The organism is Flexivirga aerilata (assembly GCF_013002715.1).
Taxonomy (GTDB): Bacteria; Actinomycetota; Actinomycetes; order Actinomycetales; family Dermatophilaceae; genus Flexivirga; species Flexivirga aerilata.
The window spans coordinates 604,184-619,104 of record NZ_JABENB010000001.1; the positions used below are offsets into that span (position 1 = coordinate 604,184).

18 protein-coding genes are annotated in these 14,921 nt (G+C 71.8%); 4 read left to right on the plus strand and 14 right to left on the minus strand.

From position 1 onward, the window contains the following. Positions 1 to 42: 42 nt before the first annotated feature. Positions 43 to 1,347: a serine--tRNA ligase gene (serS, locus tag HJ588_RS02845; protein ID WP_171151748.1), complete on the minus strand. Its 1,305-nt coding sequence runs from the start codon at positions 1,345 to 1,347 to the stop codon at positions 43 to 45. Positions 1,348 to 1,444: 97 nt separating this feature from the next. Between serS and HJ588_RS02850 the strand changes: the two genes are divergently transcribed. Then, positions 1,445 to 2,359: a diacylglycerol kinase family protein gene (locus HJ588_RS02850; RefSeq protein ID WP_171151750.1), complete on the plus strand. Its 915-nt coding sequence runs from the start codon at positions 1,445 to 1,447 to the stop codon at positions 2,357 to 2,359. Then, positions 2,356 to 2,829: an SRPBCC family protein gene (locus HJ588_RS02855; RefSeq protein ID WP_171151752.1), complete on the plus strand. Its 474-nt coding sequence runs from the start codon at positions 2,356 to 2,358 to the stop codon at positions 2,827 to 2,829. Before HJ588_RS02850 ends, HJ588_RS02855 begins: the two co-directional genes overlap by 4 nt. Before the next feature lie 153 nt (positions 2,830 to 2,982). Here HJ588_RS02855 and HJ588_RS02860 read toward each other — a convergent pair whose 3' ends face one another. The 5 genes from HJ588_RS02860 to HJ588_RS02880 form a co-directional block, all read right to left on the minus strand. Continuing rightward, on the minus strand, positions 2,983 to 3,663 hold the full coding sequence (locus tag HJ588_RS02860; protein WP_343036569.1) for a TetR/AcrR family transcriptional regulator: 681 nt from the start codon (positions 3,661 to 3,663) through the stop codon (positions 2,983 to 2,985). Further along, complete coding sequence (locus HJ588_RS02865; protein WP_171151754.1) at positions 3,660 to 4,874, minus strand: FAD-dependent oxidoreductase; 1,215 nt, start codon at positions 4,872 to 4,874, stop codon at positions 3,660 to 3,662. Before HJ588_RS02865 ends, HJ588_RS02860 begins: the two co-directional genes overlap by 4 nt. 6 nt (positions 4,875 to 4,880) lie before the next feature. Next, positions 4,881 to 5,072: a ferredoxin gene (locus HJ588_RS02870; protein ID WP_171151756.1), complete on the minus strand. Its 192-nt coding sequence runs from the start codon at positions 5,070 to 5,072 to the stop codon at positions 4,881 to 4,883. After that, positions 5,072 to 6,586 carry a fatty acid desaturase gene (locus HJ588_RS19900; RefSeq protein ID WP_171151758.1) on the minus strand — a complete coding sequence of 505 codons (1,515 nt, stop codon included), beginning with the start codon at positions 6,584 to 6,586 and terminating at the stop codon, positions 5,072 to 5,074. Before HJ588_RS19900 ends, HJ588_RS02870 begins: the two co-directional genes overlap by 1 nt. Before the next feature lie 266 nt (positions 6,587 to 6,852). After that, the gene (locus tag HJ588_RS02880; RefSeq protein WP_171151760.1) at positions 6,853 to 7,278 is read right to left on the minus strand and encodes a hypothetical protein; all 426 of its coding nucleotides are present in this window, start codon (positions 7,276 to 7,278) and stop codon (positions 6,853 to 6,855) included. Positions 7,279 to 7,294: 16 nt separating this feature from the next. Between HJ588_RS02880 and HJ588_RS02885 the strand changes: the two genes are divergently transcribed. After that, positions 7,295 to 7,708 carry a sortase domain-containing protein gene (locus HJ588_RS02885; RefSeq protein ID WP_171151762.1) on the plus strand — a complete coding sequence of 138 codons (414 nt, stop codon included), beginning with the start codon at positions 7,295 to 7,297 and terminating at the stop codon, positions 7,706 to 7,708. A gap of 55 nt (positions 7,709 to 7,763) precedes the next feature. Here the strand turns inward: HJ588_RS02885 and pheA are convergent, their stop codons facing one another. From pheA to HJ588_RS02910, 5 genes are all read right to left on the minus strand, one after another. After that, entirely contained in the window at positions 7,764 to 8,696 is a 933-nt protein-coding gene (pheA, locus tag HJ588_RS02890; protein WP_171151764.1) for a prephenate dehydratase, read from the minus strand. A 63-nt stretch (positions 8,697 to 8,759) separates the two neighbouring features. Further along, positions 8,760 to 8,999 (minus strand): hypothetical protein, encoded by a 240-nt coding sequence (locus tag HJ588_RS02895; RefSeq protein ID WP_171151766.1) that lies wholly within the window; start codon positions 8,997 to 8,999, stop codon positions 8,760 to 8,762. A gap of 4 nt (positions 9,000 to 9,003) precedes the next feature. Then, the gene (locus tag HJ588_RS02900) at positions 9,004 to 9,273 is read right to left on the minus strand and encodes a BrnT family toxin (RefSeq protein ID WP_246241745.1); all 270 of its coding nucleotides are present in this window, start codon (positions 9,271 to 9,273) and stop codon (positions 9,004 to 9,006) included. Between the two features lie 8 nt (positions 9,274 to 9,281). Continuing rightward, on the minus strand, positions 9,282 to 9,491 hold the full coding sequence (locus HJ588_RS02905) for a hypothetical protein (protein ID WP_171151768.1): 210 nt from the start codon (positions 9,489 to 9,491) through the stop codon (positions 9,282 to 9,284). Between the two features lie 106 nt (positions 9,492 to 9,597). Continuing rightward, positions 9,598 to 10,080, minus strand: coding sequence for a DUF4446 family protein (locus HJ588_RS02910; protein WP_171151769.1), 483 nt, complete (start codon positions 10,078 to 10,080; stop codon positions 9,598 to 9,600). Positions 10,081 to 10,184: 104 nt separating this feature from the next. On the opposite strand from HJ588_RS02910, the gene HJ588_RS02915 reads away from it, so the two are divergent. Next, the gene (locus tag HJ588_RS02915) at positions 10,185 to 12,446 is read left to right on the plus strand and encodes a hypothetical protein (RefSeq protein ID WP_171151771.1); all 2,262 of its coding nucleotides are present in this window, start codon (positions 10,185 to 10,187) and stop codon (positions 12,444 to 12,446) included. A 4-nt stretch (positions 12,447 to 12,450) separates the two neighbouring features. Here the strand turns inward: HJ588_RS02915 and HJ588_RS02920 are convergent, their stop codons facing one another. The 3 genes from HJ588_RS02920 to HJ588_RS02930 form a co-directional block, all read right to left on the minus strand. Then, positions 12,451 to 13,227 (minus strand): sulfite exporter TauE/SafE family protein, encoded by a 777-nt coding sequence (locus HJ588_RS02920; protein ID WP_171151773.1) that lies wholly within the window; start codon positions 13,225 to 13,227, stop codon positions 12,451 to 12,453. Continuing rightward, positions 13,227 to 13,970: a GntR family transcriptional regulator gene (locus tag HJ588_RS02925; RefSeq protein WP_171151775.1), complete on the minus strand. Its 744-nt coding sequence runs from the start codon at positions 13,968 to 13,970 to the stop codon at positions 13,227 to 13,229. The genes HJ588_RS02920 and HJ588_RS02925 overlap by 1 nt, the downstream gene beginning before the upstream one ends. A 72-nt stretch (positions 13,971 to 14,042) precedes the next feature. Beyond that, positions 14,043 to 14,912 carry a DUF5926 family protein gene (locus tag HJ588_RS02930; RefSeq protein ID WP_171151777.1) on the minus strand — a complete coding sequence of 290 codons (870 nt, stop codon included), beginning with the start codon at positions 14,910 to 14,912 and terminating at the stop codon, positions 14,043 to 14,045. Positions 14,913 to 14,921 lie beyond the last annotated feature (9 nt).

Consider the following 14,921-nt stretch of genomic DNA (forward strand, 5'->3'; position numbering starts at 1 on the left):
GAGACGGAGGGGTCGCGCCGCAGCGGCGCCGTCGCCCTCGCGTTACAGCGGCTTGAGCACGTCGGTGCCGAGGAACGGCTGCAGCGCGGCCGGCACCTTCACCGAACCGTCGGCCTGCTGGTGGTTCTCCAGGATCGCGACCAGCCAGCGGGTGGTGGCGAGCGTGCCGTTGAGGGTGGCGACCGGCTCGGTGCGGCCCTCGGGCGTGCGGTAACGGATGCCGAGGCGGCGCGCCTGGTAGGTGGTGCAGTTGGAGGTCGAGGTCAGCTCGCGGTAGCGCCCCTGCGTCGGCACCCACGCCTCGCTGTCGTACTTGCGGGCCGCCGAGCCGCCGAGGTCGCCGGCGGCGGTGTCGATGACCCGGTAGGGCAGTTCGACCTTGGCGAGCATCTCCTTCTCCCAGTCGAGCAGCCGCTGGTGCTCGGCCTGCGCGTCTACCGGGTCGCAGTAGACGAACATCTCGACCTTGTTGAACTGGTGGACCCGGATGATGCCGCGGGTGTCCTTGCCGTGCGAGCCGGCCTCGCGGCGGTAGCAGGACGACCAGCCGGCGTAGCGCTTCGGGCCGCCGGAGATGTCGATGATCTCGCCCTGGTGGTAGCCGGCGAGCGCCACCTCGGAGGTGCCGGTGAGGTAGAGGTCGTCGGCCGGCAGGTGGTAGACGTCCTCGTGGGCGTCGAGGTAGCCGGTGCCGTCCATGATCTCCGGCCGCACCAGCGTCGGGGTGATCATCGGGATGAAGCCCTGCTCGACCGCCTGGTTCATCGCCAGGTTGAGCAGCGCCAGCTCGAGGCGGGCGCCGACGCCGGTGAGGAAGTAGAACCGGGCACCGCCGACCTTCGCGCCGCGCTCCATGTCGATCGCGCCGAGCTTCTCGCCGAGCGCGAGGTGGTCGAGCGGCTCGAAGTCGAACGTCGGGGGTTCGCCGACGTGTTCGAGTACGACGTAGTCGTCCTCACCGCCGGCCGGCACGCCGTCGAGCACGATGTTGTCGAGCTTCTTCAGCAGCCCGGTGAACTCCGCGCCCTCGTCGTCGGCGGCGGCCTCGCGGCGCTTCACCTCGGCGGCGAGCTCGGTCGCCTTGGCACGCGCCTCGTCCGCCTCCGCCTGTATGGCGCTGACGTCGCCGCCCTGCTTCTTGGCGGCGCCGAGCTTGCCCATGATCGCGCCGACCGACTTGCTGACCGACTTCTGCTGCGCCCGCAGGCTCTCGAACTCCGACAGGGACGCCCGCCGCTTCTCGTCGGCGTCCAGCACCTGGTCGACGAGGCTCTCGTCGGCGCCGCGGGCGCGCTGGCTGGCGCGGACCAGGTCGGGGTTGTCACGCAGAAACTTAATGTCGATCACGAGGGGCAAGGCTACGCGGCGCGACGGCCGGGACCGCAACCCGATAACGTCACCTCGAACCGACCGGTAACGTCTGGTGATCGTGAGGAGTGCTGCCGTGCGTCGAGGTGCGGTCATCGTCAACCCCACGAAGGTCGCCGACACCGCCCAACTCCGGGCCGAGCTCGCCGCGATCTTCCGGGAGCACGGCTGGGCCGACCCGCTCTGGTGGGAGACCACCGTCGAGGAGCCCGGGCGGCGACAGGCGCTCGAAGCCGTCGACGCGGGCGTGGACCTCGTCGCGGCGCTGGGTGGCGACGGCACGGTGCGCTGTGTGGCCGCGGGGGTGCTGCCGTCGCGGACGCCGGTCGCCGTGCTCGCGTCGGGCACCGGCAACCTGCTCGCCCGCCAGCTGAAGCTCCCGGTCGGTCACTTCGAGCGGGCGCTCCGCGTTGCGCTCGGCGGCGTCGACCACGAGATCGATGTCATGCGGATCTCGTTGGACGAGAACGGTTCCGGCCAGTTCGACGCGGAGGAGATCGGGCTCGTGATGTCCGGCATCGGCGTCGACGCCGACATCATGGCCGCGACGACCGAGGAGCTGAAGGGCCGGATCGGCTGGCTGGCCTATCCCGCGGCCGGCCTGCGTCAGGTGGTCCACGACCTGGTGCCCGCGACGATCTGCTTCGACGACGGCGTGAAGCTCGAACGCGATGTCACCAGCGTGCTGGTCGGCAACTGCGGCATGTTGCAGGGCGGGATGAAGCTGATGCCCGACGCGGTCGTGGACGACGGTCTGCTCAACGCGGTGGTGGTGCGGGGCAGCGGGCTGCGCTGGCTGCCGGTGATCGCCAAGGTGCTCACCCGGTCCCGGCGCAACTCCGTCGCGCTCACCCGCCACCTGTGCCGCGAGGCGGTCGTGTCCGTGGACCGGCCGGCCGGGGTCGAGGTCGACGGCGACGTGATCGGCACCGCGCGGGCCGTCCGGTTCGCGGTCGACCCGGGCGCGCTGGTGCTGCGCCTGCCCCAGTGACCGGCCGGCACTTCCGCTTCGCCAGCACCCACCGGGTGGCTGCGCCGCGGGACGACGTCTTCGCCATACTCGCCGAGAGCGAGACGTGGGATCGGTGGTGGCCGCAGATCCGCTCCATCACCGCGTATGACGAGACCCGCGGCGCGGTGCACATCCGCAGCGTGCTGCCGCTGACCCTCCGGCTGGAGCTCACCTCCGAGGTCGCCGACCGCGAATCCGGTGTGTTGCGAGCGTCTTTGGCCGGCGACCTGATCGGCTGGTCGCAGTTCGTGCTGACCGCCGACGGCCCGGCGGCGACGCTGCTCGCCTACACCCAGGAGGTCGACCTCATGGTCGACGGCCTGCTCGGGCGGGTGTCGACGTGGCGTGCGATGCGGCCACTGCTGATCGCCAACCACGCGGCGATGATGCGCTCCGGGATGCGCGGGCTCGAGCGCGCGGCCGCTCACCCCGGTCAGTTCCGGGGCTGAGCGAGAGCCGGGCCGGCGTCGCCCGAGGTCTCGCGACATCGAGGTAGCACTCGCGGTCGTCATGGCGGCGGCCGAAACGACAACGAGTGCTACCTCGGCGCCGCGCAGGTCGTATGACGGGAGCCGCGATCGGGCCAACCCCTCGGGCCGCGCTCAGGAGACGGGCTTGGCGTCGCCCCACTGGTCGTCGAGGCCCAGCACCACGCTCGCGATCCAGGCGATGCCGGCGGCGGTCTCCTCGGGGGTGCCCGAGGGGTGGATGACGTGGCTGAGCACGGTGCGCACCACGACGTCGACGCCGACGTCGAGCTGGGCGCGGGTGAGCCGCAGGTCGAAGCGGAGCATGCCCTCGGTGATGGCTTCCTTGGCGAGGGTCAGCAGCGCCTCGCTGTCGGTGGTCAGCAGCGGCAGCAGCTCCGACTCGGCGCCGTGCGAGCCGGCGATCACCGCGTGCAGCAGGGGGTTTTCCAGGCTGAGCCGCAGGACGTTGAGCGCGGCGTCGTGGATCGCGCCGACCGGGTCACCGGGGTTGGCCGTGAAGCCGTCGAAGACCCGGCCCAGGAAGACCTGCAACTCGCCGAGCACCAGCTGCTGGGCGAGGGCGGGCTTGCTGCCGAACTCGTTGTAGACCGTCTGCCGGGAGACGCCGACGTCGTCGGCGAGACGCGACATGGTGACCTTCGACCAGCCCTCGCTGATCGTGAGCCGGGAGGCCGCCGCGAGCAGTTGCGAGCGCAGGGTCGCGAGGTCGGAGCGGGCGGGGGCGGTCACGCGCACCAGTCTAGGCGCGGCGCTGGTCTCGGTCTCGGCCTCCTCGACCGGCTGGGCGCTCACGCGACGACCGTCTCGGCTGCCGCCGCCTCGGCGAGCGCGTCCTCAAAAGGCGCCTGCCCGACGATGTGCCGGCGGTAGCGCATGATCTCGCGCTGCCCGTTGATCGTGAACGCGCCGACCACCCGGTCGCCGCGCCGGTAGAGCGCGAGGAACCGCTCCACCTCCGGCCGTATGACGCGCACCTCGTCCGCGGTCGGCACCCCGACGAACTGCAGCCGGTGCCCGTGCCAGTCGGACCAGAAGTAGGGGACGGTCTGCAACGGGCGGGCGGCCGACGGGTCGAGCAGGTGCCGCGCCGCGGCGGCGCCCTGCTCGGCGGCGCTCGTCCAGTGCTCCAGCCGCAGCACGTCGTCGCCGAAGACGGCGTGCGGTGAGTGCGCGACGTCGCCCGCGGCATACACCCCGGGCGCGCCGGTGGCGAGGGTGGCGTCGACCAGCACCCCGCCGTCGGCGTGCAGCGGCAGCCCGGAGTCGCGCAGCCAGGCGGTGGCCGGGCGGGCGCCGATGCCGAGCACGACGAGGTCGGCCGGCACGTGACTGCCGTCGCTGAGCGTCAAACCGGTGACGCCGCAATCGGATTGGTGCACCGCGGTGACCTGTGTGCCGACCCGCAGGTCGACACCGGCGGTGCGGTGCAGCGTGGTGAGCACCTCCGCGACGGCACCGCCGACGGAGCGGGTCAGCGGCTGCGGCGCGGCCTCGATCACCGTGACCGGCAGGTCCCGCGCACGAGCCGCCGACGCGACCTCGGAGCCGATGAAGCCGGCCCCGATGACCGCGACCCGCGCGCCGGCGTCGAGCGCGGCCCGGATCGCGAGCGCGTCCTGCGCCGTGCGCAGCGGGTGCACCCCCGCGACGCCCGCGCCCATCGGCCAGTGGTTGGCCGTGGCGCCGGTGGCGATGATCAGGCCGTCATAGCCGATGCGCTCCCCGCCGACGATCACCTCGCGGCGGTCGACATCGAGGCCGGTCGCCGGAGTGCCGAGCCGCAGCTCGACGCCGAGTTCGTCCCGCAGGTGCTCCTCGGCGTGAAAGGGCAGCACCTGCGCCGGGTTGTCCGCGCACAGCAGGGCCTTGGACAGCGGCGGCCGGTCGTATGGCGCCGAGTGCTCCGCCCCGATCAGCGTGATCGGGTCGGTGCAGCCCGCCCGTCGGGCGGCCTCGACGGCACGCAACCCGGCGAGCGATGCTCCCACTACGACCAGTCGCACGGCGGATCAGTCCTGCAGGGTGAGCGCGAGCACGGGGCACGCGTCGACGGCGGCCTGCAGGTCCTGGCGGCGCGACTCGTCCGGTGACGGGTCGTGGATCACGACGTGACCCTCGGGCCCGACCTCGAAGATGTCCGGGGCCATCGCCTCGCACATCCCGAGGCCCTCGCACTGGGCGAGATCGGCAACGATCTGCATCACGCCACCTCGGTCTTGGACACCGGCACGAAGTCGAGCTTCTCGCGGACACCGCAGTCGGGGCAGCACCAGGTGTCGGGGATCTGGTCCCACGGGGTGCCGGCCGGGAAGCCTTCGCGCGGGGCGCCGACGGCCTCGTCGTAGACGTAGCCGCAGCCGGGGCAGCGGCCGCCGTGGCTGCCGCTCTGGTCGTGGGCGGACGCGTCGACGCGCAGCGACTCGGTGGTGCGCGGCGTCGGGTCGACGACCTTGCCGTACTTGGCGAGCACCTTGTCGCGCTTGCGCGGCGAGATGTTGGCCTGCGAGATGTCGCCGTCGAAGTGCGCGAGCACCCGCGGGTCCATCACGCGTCGCCAGACGGCGGGCACGATCGCGAGCACGATCATCCCGGCATACCCGGTCGGCAGCACCGGCGACTCCTTGTAGTCGCGCAGCGCCTGGTAGCGCCGGGTCGGGTTGGCGTGGTGGTCGCTGTGCCGCTGCAGGTGGTAGAGCAGCACGTTGGTCGCGATGTTGTTGGAGTTCCAGCTGTGGCTGGGGTCGACCCGCTCGTAGCGCTCCTTGCCGGCCGGGCCGACCTTCTTGCGCAGCATGCCGTAGTGCTCCATGTAGTTGACGACCTCGAGCAGCGAGAAGCCGACGACGGCCTGGATCACCAGGTAGGGGAAGATGCCGACCCCGAGGAAGGCCATCAGCACGCCCCACAGCACGGCGGTCATCAGCCAGGCGTTGAGCACGTCGTTGCCGATGTGGAACGGGTGGGTGTTACGCCGTGCGTAACGCTTCTTCTCGAGGTTCCAGGCGCTCTTCAGCGAGCCGCTGACGGTGCGCGGCCAGAACTGGTAGAAGTTCTCGCCGACGCGGCTGCTCGCCGGGTCCTCCTGGGTGGCGACCCGCACGTGGTGGCCGCGGTTGTGCTCGATGTAGAAGTGGCCGTAGGCGCTCTGCGCCAGGGCGATCTTGGACAGCCAGCGCTCGTGGCTCTCCTTCTTGTGGCCGAGCTCGTGGGCGGTGTTGATGCCGATGCCGCCGACGCAGCCGATCGAGATGGAGACCGCGATCTTGTCGATCACGCTGAGGTCCCACGGCTGGACGAACCGCTCGCCGAGATGCGTGGAGACCCAGTCGGAGCCGCCGGTCAGGCTGAGGATGTCACCGACCGGGTTGTGGCCCGCGACGAGCATCATCACGCCGATCAGACCGAGGTACTGCAGCGGCAGGTACATGTAGACGACCCACCGGTAGTAGCGGTCGTTCTCCAGCGCCTCGATCACGTCGTCCGGTGGGTTGTCCTGGTCCAGACCCGCGACGAGGTCGATCGCCGGCACGATGCCGAGGATCAGGATCGGCCCGGTCCACAGCAGCACCGACCAGCCGGTGAGCGCGTAGAGCACGTAGATCGCCACGAACGCCGACGGGATCACCAGGCCGATGAGCCAGAGGTAACGCTTCTTGTCCTTCCACCCTTCGGTGGAACCGTCCGGCACGGTGCCGGATGCATCCAATATCGCCATGGTGTGACTCCCATCACGTTTGCGGTTTACAAAAGAGTGCCGTTTGTAAACCGGGGGTGTCAAGGGGTATGCCGCAGGCAATCTGCGACGCCCTACGTTCACGTAACCCACAGGTTCGACGTGCAGCGTTCCGGTCGCGCCGGGGAGTCCGGCCGTTCATAATCGAAAGCCAGGGCGCGCCCCGCCGGGGGCCGGGCGCGAAGCGCAAGAGATCAAAAAGATCGACAGATCGAAGTCAACAAATCGAAGAGCAGAGGACCGATGAGCTACCAAGGCGGCGCGCACCGCGCCCCCCGACCGAAGGGCATGACCGCGATCGTCGCGGGCTGCCTCATCGCGGCCGGCGGCGTGGGGGCCGCAGCCTGGAGCATGCGGCCGGGCACCTCCGACAACGCGGCGACCTCGTCGTCGATCAGCGCCGACGCCCCGGGCGACAGCGGTGCGGCGACCGGCTCGTCAGCTTCCTCAGGATCCTCAGGGTCCTCAGGGTCGGCCTCGGGCTCCTCCGCGTCGGGCTCGCGCGGAGGATCGTCCGCCGCGACCAGCTCCTCCGGATCTGGCGGGTCGTCCGCGCAGAAGTCCGGCGGCTCGTCCACGCGCGGGTCGTCGCAGTCGAAGGCCACGGTGGTGCCCAACCCGACCGGGGAGAGCAAGCGCGAGTCGGTCGCGAATCCCGCTGGCGCGACGTGCATTCCGTCCAGTCTGACGGTGTCCTCGGTCGGCATCGCCGGCGAGAACGTCGTGCCGATGGGCACCAACTCCCAGGGCCAGATCTACCCGCCGGCGCGCACCACGATGTGGTACAACCGCTCGGCCCAGCCCGGCCAGAACGGCATCGCCGTGATCGCCGGTCACGTCACCTATGACGGCCCGGACAACTTCTACAACCTGCGCAACGTCGGGGTGGGGTCCGCGGTGTCGGTGACCTGCACCAACGGCAAGACCGTCGACCTGCGGGTGACCGGCAAGGAGTCGGTGCCGAAGACGAAACTGACCACGGACCAACGGGTTTGGGGCGGCAGCGCCACTCCGGTGGTCACGCTGGTCACCTGCGACAACACCTCGCGGATGATCAACGGGCACTACCTCAACAACTACGTCGTCTGGACCCGCCCGGCCTGAGCCGGCGTATGACGGCGGCGGCGCCGACGCACGGCCCCGGCCCCGCGCTGCCGGGTCAGCCGCGCAGCCGGTCCAGCCAGTCCCGGGCGTCCGAGAACGCTTCATTGGCAGCGGTTTCCGGCACCGACGCCATCTTGCCGTCGGCACGCGGGTAGGAGCCGAGGAAGCGCACGTCCTTGGTGACCCGCCGCAGTCCCATCAGCGCCTCCCCGACCCGGTCGTCGCGGACGTGCCCCTCGAAGTCGATCGAGAAGCAGTAGCTGCCCATCGCCTCACCGGTCGGGCGCGACTCCAGCCTGGTCATGTTGATGCCGCGGGCCGCGAAGTGCTCGAGCAGCTCGAGGAGGCCACCCGGGTGGTCGCTGCTCTGGAAGAGCACCACGGTCGTCTTGTCGGCACCGGTCGGTGCCGGGCTGAGACCGGGGCGCGAGACCAGCACGAAGCGGGTGACGGCCGCGGCACGGTCGCCGATGTTCTCGGCGAGGACGGCCAGGCCGTGCGCCGCGACCGGGGCGCAGACGGCTGCGTCATACGACGGAGGGTCGGAAGTGGTTGCGGCAGAACGTAATTCGGCTGCGGCGCCGGCAGTCGAGAGGGTCGGCACGTAGACCGCGTCCGGCAGGTTGGCCGCCATCCAGCCGCGCACCTGCGCCCAACCGTGCGGGTGGGTGCCGACGGCGCGGACCTGATCGATGCCGACGCCCTCCGGCGCGACGAGCACGAAGGTGATCGGCACCAGCACCTCGCCGATCACCTGCAGCGGTTCGCCGACCGACAGGGCGTCGAGGGTGGCCGTGACGCCGCCCTCGACGGAGTTCTCGATCGGCACCATGGCGGCGTCGAGCTCGCCGGAGCGGACCGCGGCGAGCGCGAGGTCGACCGACGGGCAGGCGACCTGCTCGGCGGTGGCGGCCGGCTCCCAGGCGAGCAGCGCTGCCTGGGTGAAGGTGCCGTCAGGTCCGAGATATCCGTACTTCATCGGGTTCATTCAAGCTCACGCGTCCGGGCGGTGAGATCGGCCGTCCGGACCGTGGAACCGGCGAGGACGGAGCTACCGGCCGAAGCGCTGATACGCGGCCTGCTTCGTGACTCCGAGTGCCGCGCCGATCACTGTCCAGGAGTCCCCCGCCGCGCGCGCTGTCGCCACCGCCTCACGCAACTCGCGCTCCGCCGCCTCGACACCCTCCGCGGCGGCCACGATGCGACGGAAATGTGTGGCATCGCGAGCCGGGTTGCCCGCCGGTTCGAGTTGGTCAAGTCCGGTGTCGTCGTGCTTTTGCTGGACAGCCATGTCGTCACCTCAAGTAGTCGTAGAACCTGGTCCGCAATCCGTCCGCGTGAATGATCCGGGTCGGACCGTCGACCGGGACAGCCAGTTCCAACAGTCGTCCGCTGGCGTCCGGGCCGATCACGAGCAACCGCTCCTCTCCCTGGTAGTCGAACTCGATCAGGCGCAGTGCGTTTGCCCATGCGTGTCGGATGTCGACGTCAGGGATCCCGTGCTTTCGGGCGGACGCGGATATCTCCACCGGGTAAAGATACTCTTTACCCATACCGATCGTCAAGATTTCATTTACGATGCGGTGAGATTGGCCGTCCGGACCGTGGAACCGGCGAGGACCGCACAGGACACCGCGAAGGCGCCCGCGGCGACGGCGAGGGTGTCGCGCTCGCCGACCTGCGTGGCGAGCAGACCGGCGAGCGGCGCGGCCACCACGATCACCGCCCGGTTGACGGCGCGGCCGGTGGTGTTGGTGCGCGCCTGCTGCTCGTCGGGCGTCACGGTCTGACGTAGGTCCCGAACGACGAGACGGTCTCGCCGATCCAGAAGCGGGTGAAGGCGGCCGGCAGCGGCGCGGCCCCGGCGGCGCGCTGCGTCATACCGGCCCTCAGGCGTCCGCGCGATCGGAGCGTGCCGAGGCGAGCGCCTGCTGCTCCTCCGGGGTCAGGGTGATCTCGGACCGCCCGGCGACCACGCCCTTGGCGTAGGTGCGCGACTCGCCGCGGGCGTGGATCGACGACAGCACCAGCCCGTCGCCGGCGTCGTCGACGATCGCCGCCGAGAAGGACAGCCGGCCGCCCATGTCGCCGAACGCGTCGTAGCGCACGACCGCCACGTGCCGCAGCCCGGCCGCGACGTGCTCGCCGATGCCGTCGACCCGGCCGTCGAGGCGGGTGACCCGGTCGTCGAGGGCGTCGATGCGGCCGATGTGCATCCGCATGGTCGCGGCCGCGTCCCGCTGCGGGCCCTCTCCCCAGAGCACCCGGAACTGTCGCTGCACCGCCCGCAACCGCAACCAGGCCGCGGCCGCACCGGCGAGCGCCAGCACCGCGAGGATCAGGGCCGGCACGGCAACGGTCGTCGTGGTCACCCGCCCGAGGTTAGCTCCCTGAGGGAGTGACGAATCGCACGATGTGGCGCACAGCAGGTGGCGCACAGCAAGAGCGCGGCGGGCGTAGCGCAGAATGGGCCTTCATGTTCCGACGATGGCTGGCCTGGGTGCTGGGCTGCGCCATTGCCGGAGTCGCGATCTCCTATCTGATCTCGTGGATCGTCGCCTGGCCCGCCGCCAAGCCGGTCAGCCAGCCCGGGCCGCTGATCGTCGTCTCGCAGCCCACGCTCTCGTGGGATCAGGTGAGCCCGACCCGCACACCGACGCTGTGGAGACTCGCCACCGAAGGAGCCGCCGGGTCGCTCGCAACGCGCACGCTGACCCCGCACAGCTGCTCCAGCCAGGCGTGGCTGACCTTCGCCGCGGGCACGCGCACCACCTACGGGCCGGCGGTGCCGATGACGCCGCCCGGGCAGAAACCGCTGCGCTGCCCGTCGCTGCCCGCGCCGACCCCGTCGACGACCGGGTTCACCACGAGCGGGGCGACGCCGACCCAGTCCTCGCCGGCGGTTGCCGGGACGGGGCCTGCGGCATACGACCAGAGCGCGTGGACCCGGTGGCGCTCCCTCGCGCTGAAGCGTCCGGTGCCGGCCGACATCGCGTCGATGGGCACCCGGCTGCCGCGCGCCGGCCAGTGCATCACCGCCGCCGGCCGCTATGCCGGGCTCGCCGCGGCCGACCAGACCGGCCGCATCGCGCACTACTCGCCGAGCGCCGTCGGCGTCGACCCGACCGCCTGCCCGGTCACGCTGGTCGACCTGCCAGCGCCCAACGACACCGAGCTCGGCAAGCTGCTCGCCCGCGCTCCAGCCAACGCCACCGTCGTGGTCGCCGGCCTGGCCGACGACACCGGACCGGAGGTGCTGCACACCGTGGTCATCTCCGGGCCCGGTGTGCCGCACGGCCTGCTCACCTCGGTGTCCACCCAGCAGCCGGGCATCCTGCAGACGACCGACCTGTCCGCGCTGGTGCTGGACCGGCTCGGCGCCGCCGCCCCGCACCTGCCCGAGGGCCGCCCGCCGATGGTGCAGCCACGCGCCGCCGGCACCAGCGCGATCACCGACGCGCGCACGATCGCGCTGCAACTGCGCATCGAGCACGGGCTCACCGGCGACTTCATCGTGCGGTTCGTCGCGGCGATGGTGACGTTGTTCGCGGTCGGGGTGGTGTGGTGGCTGATCCGCCGCTACCGGGCCCGCCGCCGCGGCGTCCCGGCCGAGCGCAGCCGGCTGCTGCGTGGCTGGTTCGCCGGGGTCGGCGCGCTCACCGCGTCGATGCCGGTGGCGACCTGGCTGGTCGGGCTGGTCCCGTGGTGGCAGGCGTCCGAACCGCGCACCGCGCTCGGCTGGAGCATCGTCGGCATCGCCATGGTCATCGGGCTGCTCGCGCTCGCCGGGCCCTGGCGCCGGCACCCGCTCGGACCGCCGCTCTTCATCGCGGCGGTCACCGGATCGGTGCTGCTGCTCGACGCCGTGCACGGCACTCCCTTGCAGCTGACCTCGATCATGGGCCTCCAACCGGTGTATGGCGGGCGCTTCTATGGCATGGGCAACGTGGGCGGGGCGCTGCTTTCCACCTCGGGGCTGCTGATCGCCGCGTGCCTGGCGGGCGTGCTGCAGTCCCGCGGGCACCAGCGCCTCGCGGCGGCCACCGTCATACTCATCGCGCTGGTGACGCTGCTGATCGACGGCACGCCGATCTGGGGCGCGGACGGGGCGGGGCCGCTCACGATGTTCCCGGCGTTCGCCTACCTCGCGCTCAACGCCGCGGGGATCGCACTGACCTGGCGGCGGGCAGCGCTGATCATCGGCAGCGCGGTCGTGATCGTCGGCATCGTCGGAGTGCTCGATTACCTGCGGCCGCCCGAATACCGCACGCACCTGGGCGATTTCGTCTCCCAGGTGCGCAACCACGGGCAGTTCACCGGCGTCGAGCGCATCGTCAAGGCAAACTGGACGATGCTCACCAGCACCTGGTACACCGCGCTGGTGCCGCTGATCCTGGTGCTGGCGGTCGTGGCGCTGCTGGCACCGTCGCGGCGGCCCGGCAGCCTGATCGCCGACCTGGTCGACCGGGTGCCGATGCTCGGCCAGGGTCTCGCCGCGATCACCGTCTGCTGGCTGCTCGGCTTCGTCGCCAACGACTCCGGGGTGTCGATCCCGCCGACCGGCATGCTGCTGCTCGCGCCCCTGCTGATCCTGCTGGCGGCGCGGATGAGCTCGGAGACGCACGCCCGGCGCCGGCTCACTGGCACGCTCGCGCATCGCCGCCCGTCCCCGGAGCAGGCGGACGAGTCTCAGGTGGACGAGCCGGGTGCGGCGGCGTCCGACGCACCCTCGGCCTGAAACCTCATCCGTGCAGCGCGACGTATGGCGCGACGACCAGCAGCGCCGCGACCAGGCCGAGGCGCAGCGACCGCACGGGCAGGGCGCGGGCGATCCGCCAGCCGAGGAACACCCCCGCGAGCTCGGGGATGCCGACCAGGGCGGCCAGCGGCCAGTCGATCGAGCCCTGCAACGCGTAGCCGACCGAGCCGACGCCAGCGATCAGGACCGACTGGGCCTGTGCGGCCGCGAGCGCTTCGAGCATGTCGACGCCGGCCGCGACGAGCAGCGGCACGGTCAGCATCGGGCCGCCGATGCCGACCACTCCCGCCGCGACGGCGACCGCTCCCCCGACCCCGCCGACAACCCAGGCCGACGGGTGCGGGCGGACGTCGGTCATGCGGGCCGGGTGACCGGCGACGCTCACCCGCTCGCGCATCAGGACGAGCCCGGCGACCGTCGCCATCAGCGCGGCGAGCGCGAGGTTGAACCAGTGTGGCGACATCAGCGAGTTGACCAGGATGCCGAGCGGCGTGCCGAAAACCGCTGTGCCGCAGAGCAGCTGGGCGGTGCGGCGCACCTGCGGGCGACGCAGCTCGCCCGAGCGGAGATAGGCGCCGGTGCCCGCACAACCGGTGGCGACATGGGTGACGAGTGCGGTGCCGGCGACCTGGGCCGGTGTCAGCGCGGTCAGCGTCGCGAGGCCGATGGTCGGCAGCACGCCGCCAGGACCGATGGCACTGATGCCGATGCCGCCGAGCAGACCGAAGAGCGCGAGCAGGGTCGCGGTGAGCGCGGACATCAGCGGTCCCGCTCGATCGTCGCCTCCAGCGCGATGCGGTCGGCGCGCACGAGCAGTTGCTCGGCGTCGACCGGCCGGCCGCCGGGCAGCCGGGTCAGCCGGTCGATGCGGAAGACCGGGTCGCCCACGCCGATTTCCAGCAGCGTCGCGAGCTCGGCGTCGGCGACATCGGCGTGCACGACGAGCTGCGCGCTGCCGAGCCGGGTGCCGAGGGACTCCTCGAGCAGCTCGAAGACGTCGGTGCCGGCCAGGTCGGCGGAGAGCAGGGACGCGCCGACGTCGGCCGGGAAGTAGCTGACGTCGAGCGACAGGGGCTCGGTCTGCAGTGAGCGCAGCCGGCGAATGCGGACACCGCCGTCCTCGGGCGCCTGGTCGAGCCGGGCGGCGACATCCTTCGGCAGCCGGCGCAACCGGCGCGCCTCGAGCGCCTCGTTGCGGACCTCGCCCTGCTCCAGCAGCGTCTCCCCCAGGCCGGCGAGGCGGTCGAGGCCGTGCCCGAGCTTGGGCGTGCCGACCCGGGTGCCCACGCCGCGCTTGCGCTCCACCAGCCCGTCGGCGACGAGCAGGTCGAGCGCCTCGCGGACGCTGTTGCGGGAGGCGGTGTATGCCGCCCCTAACTCGCTCTCCTCGAGCCGGTCGCCCGGGCGCAGGTCGCCCGCGGCGATCCGCTCGCGGAGCGCCTCGGCGATCGGTTGTGCGCGGTCGCGGCGTGGGTCGGCGGAAGTCCAACGGGCAGTCGGCATCCGGTCAGACTAGACGTTCCGCCACACCTCCGCCAGCGTTGCGCCGGAGTTACGCCAGGATGTGGCGGCGCGCTAACGGATGGTGATCTGGCGCGACACCAGGCCGGCGCGGGCCCGACGTTCGGCGTCGTCCAGCGGCCGGTCGGCGACCGAGGAGAGCGCCTCCTCGAAGCGGGCGCGGAGCGCGGCGAGCGGCTCGTCATACGAGAGCGGCTCGGCGGTGGCGTCGACCTCCCAGACCGGCACCAGCAGCCCGCTCGTGCGGAACGCGCCGAGCAGCCGCCCGTCGCCGAGCGCGCTGTCCCCGGCGGCGTGCAGCCGGGCGAGCGCCGACGTGGCGGCATCCTCGTCGTGCGGCAAAACCCAACGGACATAGGTGCGTTCGCCGATGCGGCACCAGTAGGCGGTGTCGGCCGCGGGAAGCGCGACGGTCGGCGCGACCGCCTCGTTGGCCTGCTGGAGGGCGGCCGAGGTCGCGTCGTCGAGCTCGTCGGCAGCAACCCAGAAGTCGAAGCCGTCGTGCAGCTCGAGCTCGAACGGCCCGTCGACCAGCAGGTCCTGCAGCCGCGGCGTGTCGGCGGTGACCGGGGGCGTGCTGGCGATCGACGCGCCGGGCTCGGCGTCCGCGGCGGCGAGGAGCGCGGCGGCGAGGTCGCGACTCAGGTCGCCCGAGCCACCGCCGATCTGGGTGGCGACGAAGAGCTCGCCGTCGTCGCGGTGCAGCGCCGCCCACGCCATCGGCAGCACGGTCGCGATCGTTGCCGACCGCTCGCCGTCCGGCCCCCGGAAGCGCACCGGCACCGTCGCCGCGGGCAGGATCTCCCGCATCGCGACCAGCTCGGTCTCACCGGTCAGGTCCGCAAAAGGCCTGGCAACAAACGGGACTCGTGCTGCACGTGCGGCCTTCTTGTCCGCGCCCTTGCGACGCGATGCCTTACCCATGAGGCATCA